Below are 20,460 nucleotides of genomic sequence, written 5' to 3'. Positions count from 1 at the left end.
ATTGGCTTTTGTTCAAGCTTACGGTAAAAATGATAACTTATTTATGATGCACACAGGCAATACGATGGGAATGCGTGGTACTGCAAATACAAATTTTGCTTACAATGCACTTATTACATTAAATACTGACTTAACTTTTGGAGGAGTACCCTCATCAACTGATCCAAATACATTTGGAGGTACGACAAATGATTGGACATTAGATGGATCATGGGCTGAATTAAATCCGTCAACTACTATTGTTCCAGCTACGGCGGTTGTGGATTTTGCATTACTTGTTTGGTCAGGTGGATTGGATACGGCTGTTACAACTGCTGTTGTTGATGCGAATCCTCCAAATCTAGTTACGCCTGATGGAACGAGTACACAAGTTACAATTAATTCGGCATGGTCATCAGAAGGGACGAATTTACCTTTTATAGCCAATGTATATAACAGAGCGGCAGACGTTACATCTTTACTACAAGGGTTACCTAATCGAGCAGCAGGTAGATATAGCCTAACAAGATTACCTACGCGTCAGCCAGTTGGTTATGGTGCAGGATGGTCGTTGATTGTTGTATATCGTGATTCCTCATACCCGATGAGAAATGTGAGTTTATTCCCAGGTTTTTTATTATCAGGTACACCACAAATACTTTCTGGATTTTTCACACCGGCTACAGGGACGGTGACAGCAAGAGCTTTTGTAATGGCGGTGAATGGTGATCCAAATTTTACAGGTGATAACTTTCAATTGAACTCTGTGACATTAACGGGACCGAATAATCCATCGGGGAACTTTTTTAGAGGGCAAGTGAATGATATTAACGGGAATTTAAATACAATTGGTAGTTTTGCAGATCGGAATTTTTCGGGGACAACTACAAATGCAAATGCGAGAGCTGAATTTGATATTACAAATGTAAATGCAACAGGATCAATTGCACCAAATACGACATCTACACAAGTCAACATTACAGGTACAGGCGATACGATTTATACGAGTGCGGTCGGATTACAAATAGATTTGGCAGAAGCTAGATTAACAGCCGTAAAATCTGTAACGGTAAGTTAAAAAAGATTGCTATAAGTTAGCAATCTTTTTTTCATGAGGGGTATTTTGTTAGTAAAGATTGATAGTTAGAATAATCAATCTTTTTTTCTTGTAGTTTTTTTATTAAAAATTTATGATCACGCTTTGGTGTGGCAATGATATATCCTTTAATAATTAAGTCTTGTGTAATTTGAGAGGCGTTTTCTTGTAATGCAAGTTCCCCGATTTTTCCAGCAATCTTTGATTTTGCAACATCGCGAAATAGTTCTGGAACAGGGCTTACAAGCTCTTCTAACAATTGTTTTTGTTCGTCAGCCCATAAATGTCTCGTTTTATTTATGTAGTGTTCTTCCCAATCCAAAATGGACATGCCGTCTTCTTTTGGTAATCGTTTTAAAAATTTTCTGAACATAAAGTATCCACCGATAGACATAAGCCCTAATAAAATAACCGTCCATAATACAATGAACCAACTGAACCATCCTTCGAGCAAGCATATCCCCCCTTAATGATAGCGGTTTTCTTTTATTCATATTATATACAGTGAGATTCATAGAAAGCAAGAACGCTTGGTCATTTTGACCAAGCGTTATAGTTTAAACGAAGTATAGTTGTTCAACACATAAATTATTATTATCGTCTTCAACATACTCAATAATAAGTGTGCCAACTTTACGATCTTTATCTTCAGTTGTGAAAATAGAGTAAGAAGTAAAACGTGTTTTTGATAGGCCGCTTATATGTGTAGGTAAAGAAATGTAGTCGTTATCGCGGAAGAATTCCATCAGTTCAATATCCTCAAATTCTTTTCGGTCAACTTGTTTGTTTGTATAGCGGCGTTGAAGTTGTTTTAAAGACTCATTCCAAGAAATTGCTTTTGTGTCGTATACCATTGTTCTATCTCCTTACTGTATGTAATCATTAAGAACATACGTTCTAATCTAGTATACTCTTTTTATTCGAAAAGGGAAAGCAAAAAATAATGTAAGCTTGGATTTCCAAGCTTACATTATTGATGCGTCCGTCATAATCTCTATTTTTTATTATAAGTTAGATAGGAATAAGAAACAAGATGATATATATAATGTTGAGAGTTTTAAAAATTCTGTATATTATAGGTGTACTAAAGTGTAAGGGAATGAGAGGTATGGTATACGTAATTTCACTGCAAGGGCCGATGGCTAGCGGAAAAACAACATTGGCTAAAAGGTTAGAGAGATGTGGGCTTTCGGTTATATATGAAAATCCTTATCCAATTGTAGAAAAGCGAAAGCGATTAAATTTGGATATGAATTCAAAAGAAGGGTTTATCATAAATCAAAAAATGTTTATCGAAGCAAAAATTAAGGAGTTTCAAAATGTGAAAGGTTCAGTCGTAATTTTTGATCGCGGACCAGAAGACATTGAGTTTTTTACACTCTTTTATCCAACGATTATAGGGGAAGAGTGGGATATAGAAGCTGAATTGAAAGGTGAATTATATAAATTAAGAGAATGTCGTTCAGATGCCATTTTTTATTTAGATGTGACGAAAAAGAATGTATATGATAGAAAAAATAACGATAGGACAAGAAAACGAAGTACATTTGAGGAGCAATTTAAATTAGTAGAAACGGAAAAAGATTGGTATAAACAATTTCCTGTAACTTATTTGGATACGAATAGATTAACAGTGGACGATCTAGAGGTATATTTTATGTACTGGTTAAAGGAGAGAGGGCTATGAAAAAAATACTTTTATTTGTATACCCAACATTTGCAGAGTTTGAGATAACAGTAGCAACGGCATTGCTGAAAACGAAGTATGAAATCATAACAGCGGGCTTAACAAAAGAATTGATTATAAGTGAAACTGGGTTGCAAGTGCAGCCGCATATAGAAGTAAGTGAAGTATGTGTAGATGAGTATGAGGGGATACTTATTCCAGGTGGAGAAGAAGTACAGTTGGAAGATGCAAAATCTCTTTTTTCAATCATTCGTCAATTTCATGAACAAGAAAAATTAGTGGCGGCAATTTGCGCTGGACCGTATGCGCTAGCAAAAGCGGGCTTATTTAAGGGGATTTCTTATACTGCGACTATAGATTATCAAAAGTTCGATTGTTTTCCAATAGAAAATTTCGTATATAAAGAAGTTGTGCAACACTCAAATATCATTACAGCACAAGGGCATGCATTTGTACCATTCGGAATAGCAATTGCCTCTTATTTTGGAGTGGCAGACGAACATAATACAGATTTTTATGGTGGTAAAGGCAATGTAGTAATGGAGAAACTTTTACGAGAAAACGTGTAAAAGCTAGCAAATGTTAGCTTTTTTCTTTTTGACATCGATAAATTGCTAACGTTTTCGGATCGCGCCATATACCGTTATGAAGTGACAATTCATTTTCTACTACTTCTTTTAGCCATTCCTTCATTTCCGCGTGAAGATATGCATTATCAGGTATATTTAGCGACGGAAACATGCTAGAAATATAGTTTACTATTGGAGTAGCATGATGAAAAACGAGCGCATTATGAATAACTGTTTCTTCAACAGTTGGAAAAACGGATTGTAATATCTCTTTACCGTTTTCTAAACAAAATGGAGTGACTGATGATGTTGTTTTCGGTAAATCAAATGCGTCTAACATGCGGTTACACATTTCAACTATACGAGGTAATGTAACGTCAGAATTTGTTGTAGCTAAAAGTGAGCCACCAGGACGTATTACTTTATGGAATCCTTGGATTGTTTTTTCGACGTCTTTCATGTGGTATAACATATGTCTTGCGACGATCCAGTCGTAGCAATTAGCTTCGAAAGGAAGTTTACCAGCGTTACCTAGTCTCCACTCAATTATGCTATTTTTTATTGTAGCTTCAGAAAGCATCGTTTTCGATTGATCCAAACCTGTTAAATGTCCTGTATGACCGTTAGTTTGTAATAGGGAAAGGAAACTCCCGTTAGCGCACCCAACCTCTAATATTTTTTCATCTCCTTGAAGTTGTAAATGATCCATGACGACTTCATCTAAATTCACATGTTTTTCTTCATAATGTTTATGCGTATTAATACGTGTTTGTAAATGGTTACTTACGTTGTATTGGCGTTTTACATCATTCATCTTTTCGCATTCCACTTTCGTGCAAAATTGCTGAATTGCGTGCGTTAATACATTTGTTTTCTTTAAACCTTCGTAATGGAGTGCTAATTCAAACCTTTCAAGTAATTTCTCTTCAATTCGAAAATGAATATCTTTTCGTTTTGTCACTGAAATTTCGCCCCTTTGCATCTGTTAGTGAGACTATAGCACGTCTGGAAATTTTGTGTAAATCATTTGTGTACACAAAATTATGGGGATGAAAAAAATATTTGAATATGATTTTAAACTATTGACGATTTAAACGTTTTCATATATTCTTAAATTAAGTAATATTCAAATAATTCAAAAGAAATGAGAGAGTCACATGCTTCTTCAAGGAACACATCGAATTGGTCGTATGGCCATGCTGTTGGCACTTGCGGATGAAAATGAAAGTCCTGTATTATCCATTCCAAAAGGTTGGAAGTATTGTACGGGGAAAGTGGGTTCGATGAATTCGCAAAAGGTTGTCGCAGCAATGGAAACAGCGGCTAAGAGCAACCAAGTTATTGAAACAGACGTTTACAGAGAAACACATGCACTTTATCATGCAATTATGGAAGCTTTGTACGGAGTGACGAGAGGTCAAATTCAGTTAGCAGACGTTCTTCGTACAGTAGGACTTCGGTTTGCGATTGTGCGCGGTACACCATACGACGGAAAAAAAGAAGGCGAATGGGTTGCTGTTGCGCTTTATGGAACGATTGGTGCACCTGTAAAAGGATCTGAGCATGAGGCGATTGGTTTAGGAATTAATCACATATGATTTGCCCATAGTCTATTAGTTAGAAGGGGGCCTTACTTTTTTAGGACAGAAGTCTGTCTTAAAAAGATAAGGTCCCCTTTTGCCTTTTTAAGGAGGAAAAATGATGATTACGTTAACAGGACATACATTGACAGTTGAAGAAATGAAGAGGTTATTACTTGAAGGAGAAGGTGTAACAGCTTGTCCAACTAGTATGCAAAAGGTAGCAGAATGCCGCGAAGTAGTTGAGAAAATCGTAGAAGACGGAAAAGTCGTTTACGGTATTACAACTGGATTTGGAAAATTTAGTGATGTGCTTATCCAAAAAGATGATGTAAAGGCACTTCAGCATAATTTAATTCAGTCACATGCATGTGGGATAGGCGATCCATTCCCAGAAGAAGTATCGCGCGGAATGTTAATTTTACGAGCAAACACGATGCTTAAAGGAGTATCAGGCGTAAGGCCGCTTGTTGTAAATATGCTTCTTGAGTTTGTAAATCGTAAAATTCATCCAGTCGTTCCGCAACAAGGTTCACTTGGTGCAAGTGGAGATTTAGCGCCTTTATCTCATCTCGCGCTCGTATTATTAGGCGAAGGTGAAGTGTTCTATAAAGGGAAACGCGTTCATGCAATGGTTGCTCTTACAGAAGAAGGGCTTGAGCCAATTGAACTTGAAGCGAAAGAAGGTCTTGCATTAATTAATGGTACGCAGGCGATGACAGCGCAAGGAGTTCTTTCTTATATAGAAGCAGAAGCAACGGCGTATCAAGCTGAACTAATTGCTTCGATGACAATTGAAGGGTTACAAGGCATTATTGATGCATTTGATGAAAATGTTCATAAAGCACGTGGTTATAAAGAGCAAGTGGATGTAGCAAGCAGAATTCGTGACATTCTTCATGATAGTAAGTTAACAACAAAACAAGGAGAACTACGTGTACAGGATGCCTATTCACTTCGTTGTATCCCGCAAGTACACGGTGCTTCTTGGCAAGTTTTGAATTATGTGAAAGAAAAATTAGAAATTGAAATGAATGCCGCAACAGATAATCCGCTAATCTTTGATGGCGGGGAAAAAGTAATTTCAGGTGGTAACTTCCACGGTCAACCGATTGCGTTTGCGATGGACTTCTTAAAAGTAGGAATGGCGGAACTTGCAAATATTTCGGAGCGCCGTATTGAGCGTTTAGTAAATCCGCAATTAAATGATTTACCACCATTTTTAAGTCCAGAACCAGGACTGCAGTCAGGTGCAATGATTATGCAGTATGCTGCAGCGTCACTTGTTTCTGAAAATAAAACGTTAGCACATCCGGCGAGTGTAGATTCAATTCCGTCTTCTGCTAACCAAGAAGATCATGTAAGTATGGGAACAATTGCTTCACGCCATGCACATCAGATCATTCAAAATGCAAGACGTGTTCTTTCAATTGAGATGATTTGTGCAATGCAAGCAGCAGAATATCGTGGTATTGAAAACATGAGTACAGTGACGAAGAGCTTCTACCATCAAGGCCGTCAACAAGTACCTTCTATTACAAATGACCGCATATTCTCAACTGATATTGAAAATATTGCACATTGGTTAAAAACGAATTATTCGATAAAAGAAAGATTAGATGTAAACGCAGCACTATAAAATGAGAAAAGGGAGAGATTGAAATGGAAAAAGTACAACAAACAATTCGCGCACCAAGAGGTACAGAGTTACAAACGAAAGGTTGGGTGCAAGAAGCAGCACTTCGAATGTTAATGAACAATTTAGATCCTGAGGTAGCTGAAAAACCAGAAGAATTAGTTGTATATGGCGGAATTGGCCGTGCAGCTCGTAACTGGGAAAGCTACAATGCAATCGTAGATTCATTAAAAACGTTAGAAAGCGATGAAACGTTACTTGTTCAATCAGGAAAACCAGTTGCCATTTTTAAATCACATGAAGACGCGCCGCGCGTTCTGTTAGCGAACTCAAACTTAGTACCAAAATGGGCGAATTGGGATCACTTCCGAGAACTAGAGAAAAAAGGTCTTATGATGTACGGACAAATGACAGCTGGTAGCTGGATTTACATTGGAACACAAGGTATTTTACAAGGAACATATGAAACATTTGGTGAAGCAGCTCGTCAACATTTCGACGGTTCATTAAAAGGTACATTAACACTTACTGCTGGTTTAGGTGGTATGGGTGGTGCACAACCTCTTGCTGTAACGATGAATGGCGGTGTTGTCATTGCGATTGATGTAGATAAGCGTAGTATCGATCGTCGTATTGAAAAGAGATATTGTGATAAGTATACAGAATCATTAGAAGAAGCATTGGCTATTGCAAACGAGTATAAAGAGAAGAAAGAGCCTATTTCAATTGGATTATTAGGTAATGCAGCAGAAATTTTACCTGAGTTAGTAAATCGTAATATTATCCCTGACTTAGTTACGGATCAAACTTCAGCTCATGATCCATTAAACGGTTATATTCCAGTAGGTTATACGTTAGAAGAAGCAGCGAAACTTCGTGAAGAAGATCCAGAACGTTACGTACAATTATCAAAAGAAAGTATGACAAAACATGTAGAAGCAATGCTTGCAATGCAAGAAAAAGGCGCAATTACATTTGATTATGGAAATAACATTCGCCAAGTTGCTTTCGATGAAGGTTTGAAAAATGCTTTCGATTTCCCAGGATTCGTTCCAGCGTTTATCCGTCCATTATTCTGTGAAGGAAAAGGACCGTTCCGCTGGGTAGCACTTTCTGGTGATCCAGAAGATATTTATAAAACAGACGAAGTAATTTTACGCGAGTTCGCTGATAATGAGCATTTATGTAACTGGATTCGTATGGCTCGTCAGCAAGTTGAATTCCAAGGTCTTCCATCACGTATTTGTTGGTTAGGTTACGGTGAGCGCGCGAAATTTGGTCGCATTATTAATGAAATGGTGGCAAATGGTGAATTATCAGCACCAATCGTAATCGGTCGTGACCATTTAGATTGCGGATCAGTAGCATCTCCAAACCGTGAAACAGAAGCGATGAAAGATGGTAGTGATGCAGTAGCAGACTGGCCAATTTTAAATGCATTAATTAACAGTGTAAACGGTGCAAGCTGGGTATCTGTTCACCACGGTGGCGGCGTTGGTATGGGTTATTCACTTCACGCTGGAATGGTTATCGTTGCAGATGGAACAGAAGCAGCAGCAAAACGTATTGAGCGCGTATTAACTTCTGACCCTGGTATGGGTGTTGTTCGTCACGTGGATGCTGGATATGACTTAGCTGTGGAAACTGCGAAAGAAAAAGGCGTTAACATTCCAATGATGAAATAAGGAGGAGAAAACATGCTGGACACTTTACTAATAAATATTGGTCAATTACTAACAATGGATCAAGAAGATGGCTTGTTAAGACGGGAAGCGATGAACACGCTTCCTGTTATCGAAAACGGTGCGGTTGGAATTGAAAACGATGTAATTACTTTCGTTGGAACAGCGGAAGAAGCGAAAGGATTACAAGCGAAAGAAGTTATTGATTGCGGCGGGAAAATGGTTTCTCCTGGTCTTGTTGACCCGCATACTCATCTTGTATTTGGTGGATCTCGTGAAAATGAAATCGCACTAAAATTACAAGGAGTTCCGTACTTAGAAATTTTAGAAAAAGGCGGAGGCATTCTTTCGACTGTAAATGCAACGAAACAAGCATCGAAAGAAGAACTTGTTCAAAAAGCGAAATTCCATTTAGACCGTATGTTATCTTTCGGAGTTACAACTGTAGAAGCGAAGAGTGGTTACGGATTAGATGATGAGACGGAATGGAAACAATTAGAGGCAACTGCACAATTACAAAAAGAGCATCCGATCGATTTAGTTTCCACATTTTTAGGTGCTCATGCAGTTCCGAAAGAATATAAAGGTAGATCGAAAGAATTTTTACAATGGATGTTAGAACTACTACCAGAAATGAAAGAGAAGCAATTAGCGGAATTCGTTGATATTTTCTGTGAAACAGGTGTGTTCTCTGTCGAAGAGTCAAAAGAGTTTTTATTAAAAGCGAAAGAGCTTGGCTTTGATGTGAAAATTCATGCAGATGAAATCGACCCTCTTGGTGGTGCGGAAGCAGCGGCAGAAATCGGTGCAGCATCAGCAGACCATTTAGTTGGCGCTTCTGATAAAGGAATTGAAATGCTTGCAAACTCTAATACAGTAGCCACTTTATTACCAGGAACAACTTTCTATTTAAATAAAGAAAGTTTTGCTCGCGGTCGTAAAATGATTGATGAAGGTGTTGCAGTTGCGTTAGCTACAGACTTTAACCCAGGTAGCTGTCCAACTGAAAATATTCAGCTTATTATGAGCATTGCGATGCTAAAACTGAAAATGACACCAGAAGAAGTTTGGAATGCTGTAACGGTTAACTCATCATATGCCATTAACCGTGGTGATGTAGCTGGGAAAATTAGAGTTGGTCGTAAGGCAGATTTAGTTTTATGGGATGCTTACAATTATGCTTACGTACCGTATCATTACGGCGTAAGTCATGTGAATACAGTATGGAAGAATGGTAATATTGCATATACAAGAGGTGAACAATCGTGGAGCACGGCCACTATTTAAAGAAAAATGCAAAGTTTATTGATCGTGAAGTGACAAAATGGAGTGAGATGATTAAAGATTGGGAGGAAGGCGTAGAAATATTCGGTGCTGCTTTAATTGGAGCACCCCTTTCTAAACCATCTATTAGTCATTCAGGAGCAAGTTTTGCTCCAAAAACAATTCGAGCGATGTTAGATGCATACAGCACATATGCAATTACAGAAGAACACGATATGAAAGAAAGTGTCTTATATGATTGCGGCGATATTACGATGCATGTGACGGATATAAAAGAAAGTCATAACCGAATTGCGAAAACAGTTGGTCATGTAACGAAAGTAAATCCGAACATGATACCAATCGTTCTTGGTGGTGACCACTCGATTAGTTTTCCGAGTATAACAGGCTTTGCAAACAGTAAAGGAAAGGTCGGGATTATTCAATTTGATGCTCATCATGATTTGCGTAATTTAGATGATGGAGGCCCGTCAAATGGTACACCATTCCGTAGTTTACTAGAAAATGATGTCATTACAGGGAAACAACTTGTTCAAATTGGAATTCGTAATTTTTCTAACGCACATACGTACCATGAATATGCAATAGAGCATGGCGTAACAGTGTATACAATGAAAGACGTACGAGAGCGAGAAATAAAAGATATTATCACGGAAAGTATTGAAGTGTTAAGAAAACAAGGTGTGACTTCTATTTATATTTCTCTTGATATGGATGTACTAGACCAAGCGTTTGCACCAGGTTGTCCAGCAATTGGGCCAGGTGGAATGGATAGTACGACTTTACTAGATGCGATTGAATTCCTTGGTAAAGAACCGCTCGTTCAAGGGATGGATATAGTAGAGATTGATCCAACTCTTGATTTCAGGGATATGACGAGTAGAGTAGCAGCGCAAGTGATTATGAGTTTTCTTTTAGCGAGGGAAATAGTTAGTAAGCAGGTTAGTATATAGACGGAAAAGTAGATCTTTATCTATGCCTTATCAAAAACACATTACTACTCAAATGTAGTAATGTGTTTTTATGTTAAAAGAGAATGAATGTGGGTGGAACCGTTAATAAAATTGCGGGTTTTTATAGTGTGTTATGTAAATTTAATTTCTTGCTTTCGAAGTATTGACGTGTAAAATAATTTTATGATAAAATAAAAATTTTGCTAAAAAACTAAAAGTGTGTTAAGCTTGAGAAGGTTACCATATATGGAGGTGGATTATTTGTTTCAAATTGGCGATAACATTGTTTATCCAATGCAGGGAGCAGGTATAATTAAAGCCATAGAAGAGAAGGAAGTCTCAGGAGAAAAACAACAGTATTATGTTATAAAAATGTCGGCTAGTAATATGGAACTAATGATTCCAGCAGGGAGAATATTGAATTCGAATATACGACCAGTGACGGATATAACCGCATTAGCACACATAATGGATATTTTTCAACATGGGGAATCAGATAGATTACTTACGTGGAAACAAAGGTATAAATTGAACACTGATAAAATAAAGACGGGTAAAATGCAAGAAGGTGCTGAAGTTGTGCGCGATTTAATGCGTATACAGAAAGAAAAAGCACTTAATGCAAGCGAAAAGAAGATGTTAGATAACGCATATGAATTTTTGATTAGTGAACTGGGATTAATTGAAGGTATCACAGAAAATCAGATAAAAAGCTTTTGTTAAGGTTCATTACAAATAATGTATTATATCCCAAAAAAGATCTTGAATTTTTTGGGAACATAATTATAGAAATTTTATCATTTCAAAGACATTCAACTCTTTCAAACCACTTTTAGAGCATTACCTCTATTGTTATTACTACAATCAAATCCATTTTTATTTTTTAATTTCATTTATGAATGTTCGAAGTTTAATTGAATACTTCGATAAAATAGTTACTTGATTTTTGCAATCCTGATTCACACTGGCACGGACGAGGAGCCGTAAGGATGAAAGAGAGGTAGGGCTTTCATTGTTTTAGGTATATAAGTTATTATTTTTAGAAGAATACTGAACCATATTCACTTCTATTGATAAGGTATTTTTTATATTAAAGAGATAAACGAATTGACAGCCATATATGGTCAACAAAAAAGGTTTCCTTCTAAGGAAACCTTTTTAATATTATTTATAGTATTTTATTTTTTTGATATTCGAATTTTTTATTGTAAAGTCGTAAAAATTGACGTTACTATCTAAAAGTAAGTATGATGCGATTATAGTAAGATTTTTTAGGGGGAAGAAAAATGACAAGTTCAAGTAATAAAGCAGCGAGTATTTATGAAGGAACAAATGTAAACGCTGGTGGATCTTTTGAAAACGTTGAAGAAACAAAGTTGTTTGATCCAATTCAAATTGGAGCTTGGTCTCTTCGTAATCGTATAGCGATGGCACCGATGACAAGATGCTTTGCAGATAATGAAACTGGAGTAGTTGGTGCTGATGTAGTGGAGTACTACAGAAAACGTGCTGCGGATGGAATTGGACTAATTATTACAGAAGGAATTGTCATTAGTCCGAGAGCAAAAGGGAACCCGGGAGTACCAGGTATTTATACACAAGAACAAATCGATTCTTGGAAACCTGTTACAGAGGCAGTACATAAAGAAGGCGGGACGATTATTGCTCAAATATGGCATGTTGGGCGTATGAGTCATCATGAAATAATTGGTGGTCAAATGCCGCAAGCACCATCTGCTATCGCTGCAGAGGGAAATGTTCCACGCTTTCGTAAACCGTTTGATACGCCAGAAGCAATGACGTTAGAAGAAATACAAGAAGTAATCGGTCAATACGCACAAGCTGCGAAAAATGCGATCGAAGCTGGATTTGATGGAGTAGAAATTCACGGTGCACACGGATATTTAATCGATCAATTTACGTATGAGTTTGCGAATAAGCGAACAGATAAATATGGCGGTAATTTAAAACAAAGGTTAACGTTTATGAAAGAAGTAACGGCGGCTGTAATAGAAGCTGTTGGAGCTAATAAAACACTTCTTCGCTTCTCTGCTTTCAAAGGCGATAATCCTACTTATATGTGGGAAAACCCTGAGCTTGCAATTGAAACGTTCGTAAATATGTTCAAAGAAGTTGGATTAACGATGATCCATCCCTCAACGATGAATTATACGCAAGAGATTGCTGACGGAAAAAATTTTCATCAACTAGTAAGAAAATATTGGGATGGTACGATTGTTGGGGTTGGTAATTTAAATCCGAAAGAGGCCGAAGAAGCGTTGCAAGAAGGAACAATTGATGTAGTGGCATTCGGCAGACCGTTAATTGCTAATCCAGACTTTGTTCATCGAATTAAACATGCTGAAAGTTTAGTTGAATATGACGCGAAAGAGCATCTTGCTACGTTAGTATGAATAAAGATAAAAGGAGAGCACACCGAGTGTTCTCCTTTTATTATGGGATTTCATAGGGGGAAGCGGGATGAGTGAAACGCTACTCGTTATTATTAGTATATTACTATTTTTAATGTTGCTTTTAATCATCTTTTTTATCATTACATTTTTTATAAAAAAACGAACACATCATTCTATTTTAAAGTTACATCCGTACTTAGGAAGAATGCGCTACTTACTGGAAAAGATAGGGCCTGAATTTCGACAATATTGGTTTGATCATGATACGGATGGAAAGCCTTTCTCACGTTATGATTTTCAAAGTGTTATGTTTTTAGCGAAATATCGCTCTGAAATACTTGGTTTTGGATCAAAACGAGATTTTGAAGCTTCTGGCTATTATATTGCTAATACATTATTTCCGATATTAACTGAGGAATTAAGTGTGAATCTTTCGCAAGAGCGGGAAGGTAAAAAGTACATGATTCATAAAGAAGGGTTATTTTCAAGAAGAGAAAAATTGACAGCGGATACAACGAATCTTTGGCTGTACGAAGAAGATGATGCAATTATAGTCGGTGAAAACCGTAAATATCCGTGGAAACTACATGGCATGTTTGGAGCATCTGCGACTTCTTACGGCGCGATTGGAGAAAATTATATTTTAGCGAGTGGTTTTGGAGCGAAAATGGCAGGCGGATCGTGGATTAATACTGGTGAAGGTGGCGTTATTCCAGAACATTTACATACAGGAGCGAATATCGTTGCGCAAATTGGTCCAGGGTTATTTGGGTACCGTGATGAGGACGGTAATTTTTCAATGGGAAAATTCATGGAGAAAGCGAAAGAAAGTAATATTAGAGCATTCGAATTGAAATTTGGGCAAGGTGCTAAAATACGTGGTGGTCATCTAGAGGGACAAAAAGTAAATGAGAAAATTGCTTTTGTTCGCAACGTCCGAAAGGGAGAGACGATTAATTCACCGAATCGATTTTCATTTTTAAAGAATGCAGTGGATACACTTTGTTTTATTCAACAGTTGCAAGAAAGCGGCGGTAAACCAGTTGGAATGAAAATTGTAATTGGTCAGCAGGAGCCTTTGGAAGATTTAATAAAAACAATGAAAGAACTAAATATTTACCCAGATTTTATTACAATAGACGGTTCAGAAGGCGGATCAGGGGCAACGTATAAATCGATGGCAGATTGTATGGGACTGCCGCTTATTCCAGCATTACTTACATTTATCGATACAGCAAATTATTATGGTGTCCGTAACAAGTTTAAAGTATTTGCATCGGGTAAATTAATCACACCAGATAAAGTGGCGATTGCTTTAGCGATTGGAGCGGATGCTGTAAGTTCAGCCCGCGGATTTATGATGGCAAGCGGCTGTATTATGGCCCTTCAATGTAATTCTGGCCAATGTCCATCTGGTGTAGCCACGACGAATCCGCATTATCAAAAAGCGTTAGATCCGTATGAGAAGAAGTGGCGAGTCATGAATTATATTATTAGTATGAGATATAGTTTATTTTCATTAGCAGCGGCAGCGGGAGTGAAGAGCCCGCGCCATTTAACTAGAGAGCATATTGTGTTTAAAGACGAGGTGGGGAGAGTAGTTCCTCTTTCGGAATTGTTTCCTATAGTAAATCAAACCTAAAAGTATATTTGATATGTAAGATTTTTTAAAGGAATAATCATATTTTTGGAAAAATTAGGAGTATAATAGGGAAGTATTTTTAAAAATGACTATTTTTAGGGAGAGATTCACTTGCAGCAAGGTTCTTACAGTATTACAATTTTTTTTACTCGTCATAGGGCTCGTTATATTTAGACGCATGCGCTCTATGAATCGACCAATTAATAATAAAGGAAGACAACTACTATTGCCATTATTTTTCTTATTACCAGGTTTTTCTTTATATGCTGCACTGATACAACTTGCTGATTGGCAAATTGGTATAGCTGCTGGGATCGGACTGTTATTGTCAATTCCACTTATTATTTTAAGTGGGTATGAAGTCAGAGAAGATGGTCAAATTTATGCAAAAAAAAGTATCGCTTTTATTGCTACATTTTTAGTTATCGTTCTTTTACGTGCTTATTTTAGAAGACATTTACAAGGTTTAGATCCAAAGTCAATCGGCATTCTTTTCTATACTCTTGCGGTTTGTTATATAGTACCTTGGCGTATTGGATGCTATATGAAATTTCGTAAAGTATATGTAGAGAAAGCGAAAATTGAGACGTCAATAAGCTAAAAGTCATACACTTGTATGGCTTTTTCTTTTAAAATTTATCGGGTAAACGAATAAAAATAAGGTGTGAAAAAACACTGTTTAATTTCTGAATATTATTACTTTAATTTCTTGAAAAATCATTGTAATCCACTGGGATAAAGGCGTTTATAAAGGTTTTCATATGTAATAAAAAGTGCTCGTTCACTTGAAAGAACAAAAAATGTTTGTTAAGGTAGGGAACCATAAGCGAAAACAAGAAAATAGAAAAAGTCATTTTTCGAAATTTTGAATGGCTTATGGAATAAGGGAGAGATTTGGTGAAGATTGAAATTATGGTTTCGCTTGCTATTTATATGGCAGGTATGTTGTATATCGGATATTGGTCTTATAAGAAGACATCCGATTTATCAGATTATATGTTAGGTGGAAGGGGACTCGGTCCAGCAGTTACAGCTTTATCAGCTGGTGCTTCTGACATGAGTGGTTGGATGCTAATGGGATTACCTGGTGCGATGTATGCAACAGGATTATCAAGTGTATGGATTGCGATAGGTTTATTAATAGGTGCTTATGCAAACTATTTAATCATTGCCCCACGTTTACGAACGTATACAGAAGTGGCAAATGATTCAATTACGATTCCAGACTTTTTAGAGAATCGGTTTAAAGATCGTACGAAAATACTTCGTTTTGTCTCCGCTATCGTCATTTTAGTATTTTTCACATTCTATGCGTCGGCTGGTTTAGTTTCAGGTGGACGTTTGTTTGAAAATTCTTTCAACCTAGATTATAAAATTGGTTTATTTGTAACAGTGGGTGTCGTTGTTGCGTATACACTATTCGGTGGCTTTCTAGCCGTAAGCTGGACGGACTTTGTACAAGGTTGTATTATGTTTATTGCGCTTGTACTAGTGCCAATTGTTGCTTTTACGGATGTCGGTGGTGTAACAGAAACATTTAATACGATTAAACAAGTCGATGCATCGCATTTAGATATGTTTAAAGGGACCACAATACTTGGCATTATTTCATTTTTAGCATGGGGACTTGGGTATTTTGGTCAACCGCATATTATTGTTCGTTTTATGGCAATCACCTCTATTAAAGATTTAAAGACTTCTCGTAGAATCGGTATCGGTTGGATGACGATTTCAATTATAGGTGCAATGCTTACTGGTCTAATTGGTATCGCTTATTATGCTAAAAATAATGCGACATTACAAGACCCAGAAATGGTCTTTGTAACATTCTCCAATATTTTATTCCATCCGTACATTACAGGATTTTTATTATCAGCTATTTTGGCTTCGATTATGAGTAGTATTTCCTCACAATTACTTGTTATTTCAAGTGCAGTAACGGAAGACTTCTATAAAACATTTTTCCGTCGTAATGCAAGTGACAAAGAACTTGTATTTATCGGTAGATTGTCAGTATTAGTAGTAGCTATGATCGCAGTTGTTTTAGCGTATCATCCAAGTGATACAATTTTAACACTTGTAGGTTATGCTTGGGCTGGATTTGGTTCAGCGTTCGGACCAGCCATTTTATTAAGTTTATATTGGAAAAGAACGAATAAATGGGGCGTTCTTGCAGGTATGATTGTTGGTGCAGTAGTTGTTATAGCATGGGTAAAAATTCCAAGTTTAAAAGCAATTATGTATGAAATGGTACCTGGATTTTTCTGTAGTTTATTAACTGTTATCGTTGTAAGTTTATTAACGAAAGAACCCGTTAAGGCAGTTCATCGTGAATTTAATGAGATGGAAGCAATATTGGAAGAAGAAACGAAATGATTAGCGAAGAGAGTAAACGAAACTGGCGTTTACTCTCTTTTTATTTAAAATGAAAATAAGGAACTTGTTGACAACTAAAAGTAAGTAACTTATAATAAATTTGAGTTCAAGTTAATTTGTACTTTGAATAAAGATTTTAAATGGAGTAAATATTTTTTAAAAACTATCTCGAATTTGAGATGAATTGACAAGCTGGAAGTTAATGTGTATTTTTATAATCGATATCTCGAATTCGAGATAAAATTATAATGACGGATTTTACTTTGTAGCATGGACAAAATGAATAATGAATTTAAATGTAAAAGAATTTTTATAATGAAATAAAAAAGGAGTGGAAGAAATGGAAAAGAAAACAATGGGAATCCATCACATTACAGCGATTGTAGGGCATCCACAAGAAAATGTAGACTTTTATGCTGGTGTATTAGGGTTACGTTTAGTGAAACAAACAGTGAATTTTGATGATCCAGGTACGTACCACCTTTATTTTGGAAATGAAGGAGGAAAACCTGGAACAATTATTACGTTTTTCCCATGGGCAGGTGCTCGTCAAGGTATTATTGGGGATGGTCAAGTAGGAATTACGTCTTACGTTGTACCAAAAGGTGCAATGGAGTTTTGGGAAAATAGATTAGAAAAATTCGATGTTTCGTATACGAAAATGACTCGTTTTGGAGAGGAGTATTTAGAATTTGATGATCCGCATGGTTTGCATATAGAATTAGTTGAAAGAGAAGCAGGCGAATTAAATAATTGGAGTTTTGGAGAAGTTACACCAGAAGTAGCAATTAAAGGGTTTGGAGGTGCTGTTCTTTTATCTGCACAGCCTCAAAAAACAGCTGAATTGTTAGAACATATTATGGGTCTTGAGAAAATTGGAGAAGAGGGTGAATTTGTTCGATTCCGTTCTTCTGCTGATATTGGAAATATTATTGATTTGAAATTATCAACAATCGGTCGTGGCCAAATAGGCGTTGGTACAGTTCATCATATAGCTTGGAGAGCGATTGACGATGCTGATCAGCTAGACTGGAAAGAGCATGTGTCGCGTTTTGGATATCACGTAACTCCTGTACAAGATCGAAATTATTTTAACGCGATTTATTTTAGAGAACATGGTGAAATCTTATTTGAAATTGCAACAGATCCTCCTGGTTTCGCTCATGATGAATCGTTAGAGACGATGGGTGAGGAATTAAAGTTACCGGAACAATATGAACAACATAGAAAACAGATTGAACAAACGCTTTTACCATTTGAAGTGAGAAATTTAGATTAAAGTGATTGAAGGGGGAACAGGATTATGATGAAACATGTTTTTCAAAAAGGAAAAGATACGTCAAAACCAGTGTTGTTATTACTTCATGGCACAGGTGGTAATGAATTAGATTTACTACCACTTGCAGAAATAATTGATCCGGAAGCGTCGGTATTAAGCGTTAGGGGAAATGTGTTAGAGAATGGGATGCCGCGTTTCTTCCGCCGATTAGCAGAGGGCATTTTTGATGAAGAGGATTTAATTTTCCGTACGAAGGAATTAAATGAATTTTTAGATGAAGCGGCTAAAGAATATAAATTCGATAGAAATAACATTGTAGCTATCGGTTATTCGAATGGGGCAAATATCGCAGCAAGCTTATTATTCCATTACGAAAATGCATTAAAAGGTGCTGTGCTTCATCACCCAATGGTACCAAGAAGAGGAATGCAATTAGCAAATTTAGCAGGGAAATCTGTGTTTATTGCTGCTGGGACAAATGACCCAATTTGTTCATCAGCAGAGTCAGAGGAATTGAAGGTACTATTAGAAAATGCAAATGCGAATGTAACAATGCATTGGGAAAATCGAGGGCATCAATTAACGATGGGTGAAGTAGAAAAAGCAAAAGAGTGGTATGACAAAGCATTTTAAAAAAAGAAGCATCTGCTAACGATTAGCAGATGCTTCTTTTTTATTTAAGATTGGATTGCAAGATGAGATGAAGAAAGTGGTAGCTCAATATCAACAATCGTACCTTTATTTAATTCGCTTGAAATGTGTAATCTACCATGATGTTCTTCAATTATTTTGTAACACATCATTAATCCTAGTCCTGTGCCTTTTTCTTTTAAACTATAAAAAGGTTCGCCTAGACGGGAGATACGATCTTCAGGAATGCCGCAACCTTCATCGATAATTCGTATTAAGATGAAATTATCCTCTAATGGTTTTGTTTGGATGAAAATATTTCCGCCATTTGGCATTGCTTCTATCGCATTTTTTAATATGTTTATAAACACTTGTTTTAATTGGTTACCGTCACATTGAATATCATATACGTAATCAAAATGATCCATGATGATATGAACGCTATGCATAATTGCAGTCGGTAAAATAAATGTAACTACCTCTTCAATTAAAGTTTGTATGTTACAAGTTTGGATAGATAATACTTGTGGCTTAGACATCGCCATAAATTGACTCGTGATGGATTCCATTTGTGAAATCTCACTTAACATAACATCGATATACCATTTCTGCTCCTCACTTATTTCAGGGAGGAGCAACGTTAGAAAACCTTTTAGAGAAGTGAGTGGATTTCGAATTTCATGGGCAATTCCAGCTGTCAGTTGTCCGACTACTGCGAGCTTCTCTGATTTTCGTAGTAACTTTTCAGTTTCTTTTAGCTCAGTAACATCTCTCCCCATCACGATAAGACCTTTGCGAGAACCATCAGGATGATAAAGCGGAACTTTTGATATACTTAAGATTAGATCGAAATCATCTCTATGTATAATAAATTCCTCGCCATGAAGAATTTGTCTTTGTTGCCATGCTAGTTCATCGATTTCTTCACAATGTAAAAAAGCTTCTCGGTATGCTTCATTATATTGAATGAGTTCGCTATCTTTTTTCCCGTGGTAAGGTACATGATGGAAATTGAAGCAAGAAAGTGCGTAATCATTTGCCTCAAGCCAGCGCCCTTCATGATCTTTAAATATAACAAACGCAGGCATGGAGTTTACTAATGTACGTAATCTCTTCTCACTTTCTTTTAGCATATTCTCAATTCTTTCTGATTTTTCAAGCGGCTTCATAATAGCATATACGCCAGTAAGACGATTTTGAACAAAAATAGGAACTAGTTTTGTCACAACATCTAATAAGAATCCATTTTTATGATAAATAGATAAGATATACTCTTGTTGATTATCCGCTTCAGTATTCTTTATATTTTGTAATACTTGCTCAGAAATATGGGCTTCTAAAATAGAGGTAATATTTTTCTGTTCTAATTCTAAAGAAGTGTAACCTAATATTCTTTCGGCAGAAGGATTTATATGTAGAATAACTCCTTCTAAATTTAATGAAATAATACTATCAGGATTGTGTTCGAACAGAGATGCGTACATTTCTGTTAATGAACGATCTTGTATATGGTTTCGCAAACGTCTAGAAATGTTCGGATGACGTTTTTTTTGAGTTGGTGAATATTTTTTACGACTCATAATAGTTCCTCCGTACAAATAGCATCTAAAAAGATTTGTCTATTCATAACTATAATATAGATGTAATGTGTAT

At 36.5% G+C, this 20,460-nt stretch carries 19 protein-coding genes; 15 read left to right on the top strand and 4 right to left on the bottom strand.

Translation table 11 applies throughout. The features are described from left to right. Position 1 precedes the first annotated feature (1 nt). Positions 2-1,057 carry a hypothetical protein gene (locus AC1Q8M_RS14515; RefSeq protein WP_098360611.1) on the top strand — a complete coding sequence of 352 codons (1,056 nt, stop codon included), beginning with the start codon at positions 2-4 and terminating at the stop codon, positions 1,055-1,057. A 31-nt stretch (positions 1,058-1,088) separates the two neighbouring features. Here the strand turns inward: AC1Q8M_RS14515 and AC1Q8M_RS14510 are convergent, their stop codons facing one another. Further along, complete coding sequence (locus AC1Q8M_RS14510) at positions 1,089-1,529, bottom strand: DUF2621 domain-containing protein (protein ID WP_000889372.1); 441 nt, start codon at positions 1,527-1,529, stop codon at positions 1,089-1,091. A 103-nt stretch (positions 1,530-1,632) separates the two neighbouring features. Further along, a complete protein-coding gene (locus tag AC1Q8M_RS14505; RefSeq protein WP_000262400.1) occupies positions 1,633-1,929 on the bottom strand; it encodes a hypothetical protein in 297 nt (98 codons plus the stop codon). A gap of 245 nt (positions 1,930-2,174) precedes the next feature. Here AC1Q8M_RS14505 and AC1Q8M_RS14500 point away from each other — a divergent pair, with 245 nt between their 5' ends. Together AC1Q8M_RS14500 and AC1Q8M_RS14495 are read left to right on the top strand one after the other, a co-directional pair. Then, complete coding sequence (locus tag AC1Q8M_RS14500) at positions 2,175-2,762, top strand: AAA family ATPase (protein WP_140157222.1); 588 nt, start codon at positions 2,175-2,177, stop codon at positions 2,760-2,762. Further along, on the top strand, positions 2,759-3,331 hold the full coding sequence (locus AC1Q8M_RS14495; protein WP_016512444.1) for a DJ-1/PfpI family protein: 573 nt from the start codon (positions 2,759-2,761) through the stop codon (positions 3,329-3,331). The genes AC1Q8M_RS14500 and AC1Q8M_RS14495 overlap by 4 nt, the downstream gene beginning before the upstream one ends. A gap of 13 nt (positions 3,332-3,344) precedes the next feature. Here AC1Q8M_RS14495 and AC1Q8M_RS14490 read toward each other — a convergent pair whose 3' ends face one another. Next, positions 3,345-4,292, bottom strand: coding sequence for a class I SAM-dependent methyltransferase (locus tag AC1Q8M_RS14490; protein ID WP_492334157.1), 948 nt, complete (start codon positions 4,290-4,292; stop codon positions 3,345-3,347). A 196-nt stretch (positions 4,293-4,488) separates the two neighbouring features. On the opposite strand from AC1Q8M_RS14490, the gene hutP reads away from it, so the two are divergent. The 12 genes from hutP to AC1Q8M_RS14430 all read left to right on the top strand — a co-directional run bounded on the left by hutP (position 4,489) and on the right by AC1Q8M_RS14430 (position 18,810). Continuing rightward, positions 4,489-4,929, top strand: a complete 441-nt coding sequence (gene hutP, locus AC1Q8M_RS14485) for a histidine utilization transcription antiterminator HutP (protein WP_000926516.1) — start codon at positions 4,489-4,491, stop codon at positions 4,927-4,929. A gap of 103 nt (positions 4,930-5,032) precedes the next feature. Next, positions 5,033-6,550 (top strand): histidine ammonia-lyase, encoded by a 1,518-nt coding sequence (gene hutH / locus AC1Q8M_RS14480; protein WP_000631871.1) that lies wholly within the window; start codon positions 5,033-5,035, stop codon positions 6,548-6,550. Between the two features lie 23 nt (positions 6,551-6,573). After that, positions 6,574-8,232 (top strand): urocanate hydratase, encoded by a 1,659-nt coding sequence (gene hutU, locus AC1Q8M_RS14475; protein WP_000416938.1) that lies wholly within the window; start codon positions 6,574-6,576, stop codon positions 8,230-8,232. 12 nt (positions 8,233-8,244) lie between these two features. Beyond that, a complete protein-coding gene (hutI, locus tag AC1Q8M_RS14470) occupies positions 8,245-9,516 on the top strand; it encodes an imidazolonepropionase (protein WP_098360613.1) in 1,272 nt (423 codons plus the stop codon). Further along, on the top strand, positions 9,495-10,466 hold the full coding sequence (gene hutG, locus AC1Q8M_RS14465) for a formimidoylglutamase (RefSeq protein ID WP_000399837.1): 972 nt from the start codon (positions 9,495-9,497) through the stop codon (positions 10,464-10,466). Before hutI ends, hutG begins: the two co-directional genes overlap by 22 nt. A 261-nt stretch (positions 10,467-10,727) precedes the next feature. Beyond that, positions 10,728-11,189 carry a CarD family transcriptional regulator gene (locus AC1Q8M_RS14460; protein WP_014482101.1) on the top strand — a complete coding sequence of 154 codons (462 nt, stop codon included), beginning with the start codon at positions 10,728-10,730 and terminating at the stop codon, positions 11,187-11,189. 563 nt (positions 11,190-11,752) lie between these two features. Next, positions 11,753-12,880: an alkene reductase gene (locus AC1Q8M_RS14455; protein WP_000204598.1), complete on the top strand. Its 1,128-nt coding sequence runs from the start codon at positions 11,753-11,755 to the stop codon at positions 12,878-12,880. Between the two features lie 67 nt (positions 12,881-12,947). Next, the gene (locus AC1Q8M_RS14450; RefSeq protein ID WP_000005147.1) at positions 12,948-14,522 is read left to right on the top strand and encodes an FMN-binding glutamate synthase family protein; all 1,575 of its coding nucleotides are present in this window, start codon (positions 12,948-12,950) and stop codon (positions 14,520-14,522) included. A gap of 178 nt (positions 14,523-14,700) precedes the next feature. Next, a complete protein-coding gene (locus tag AC1Q8M_RS14445) occupies positions 14,701-15,123 on the top strand; it encodes a CcdC protein domain-containing protein (protein ID WP_098366049.1) in 423 nt (140 codons plus the stop codon). Between the two features lie 296 nt (positions 15,124-15,419). Beyond that, positions 15,420-16,898, top strand: a complete 1,479-nt coding sequence (gene putP, locus AC1Q8M_RS14440) for a sodium/proline symporter PutP (RefSeq protein WP_000687592.1) — start codon at positions 15,420-15,422, stop codon at positions 16,896-16,898. A gap of 340 nt (positions 16,899-17,238) precedes the next feature. After that, positions 17,239-18,177 (top strand): ring-cleaving dioxygenase, encoded by a 939-nt coding sequence (locus AC1Q8M_RS14435; protein WP_098366048.1) that lies wholly within the window; start codon positions 17,239-17,241, stop codon positions 18,175-18,177. A gap of 24 nt (positions 18,178-18,201) precedes the next feature. Continuing rightward, positions 18,202-18,810: an alpha/beta hydrolase gene (locus AC1Q8M_RS14430; RefSeq protein WP_000975455.1), complete on the top strand. Its 609-nt coding sequence runs from the start codon at positions 18,202-18,204 to the stop codon at positions 18,808-18,810. Positions 18,811-18,854: 44 nt separating this feature from the next. Here the strand turns inward: AC1Q8M_RS14430 and AC1Q8M_RS14425 are convergent, their stop codons facing one another. Further along, positions 18,855-20,387, bottom strand: a complete 1,533-nt coding sequence (locus AC1Q8M_RS14425; RefSeq protein WP_000087652.1) for a BA3702 family sensor histidine kinase — start codon at positions 20,385-20,387, stop codon at positions 18,855-18,857. Positions 20,388-20,460: the final 73 nt, after the last annotated feature.

The sequence above is a fragment of the Bacillus sp. GW823-FHT06A10 genome (assembly GCF_058795375.1).
The sequence above is the reverse complement of the archived record's forward strand: the minus strand, read 5'-3'. Positions and strand labels throughout refer to the sequence as shown.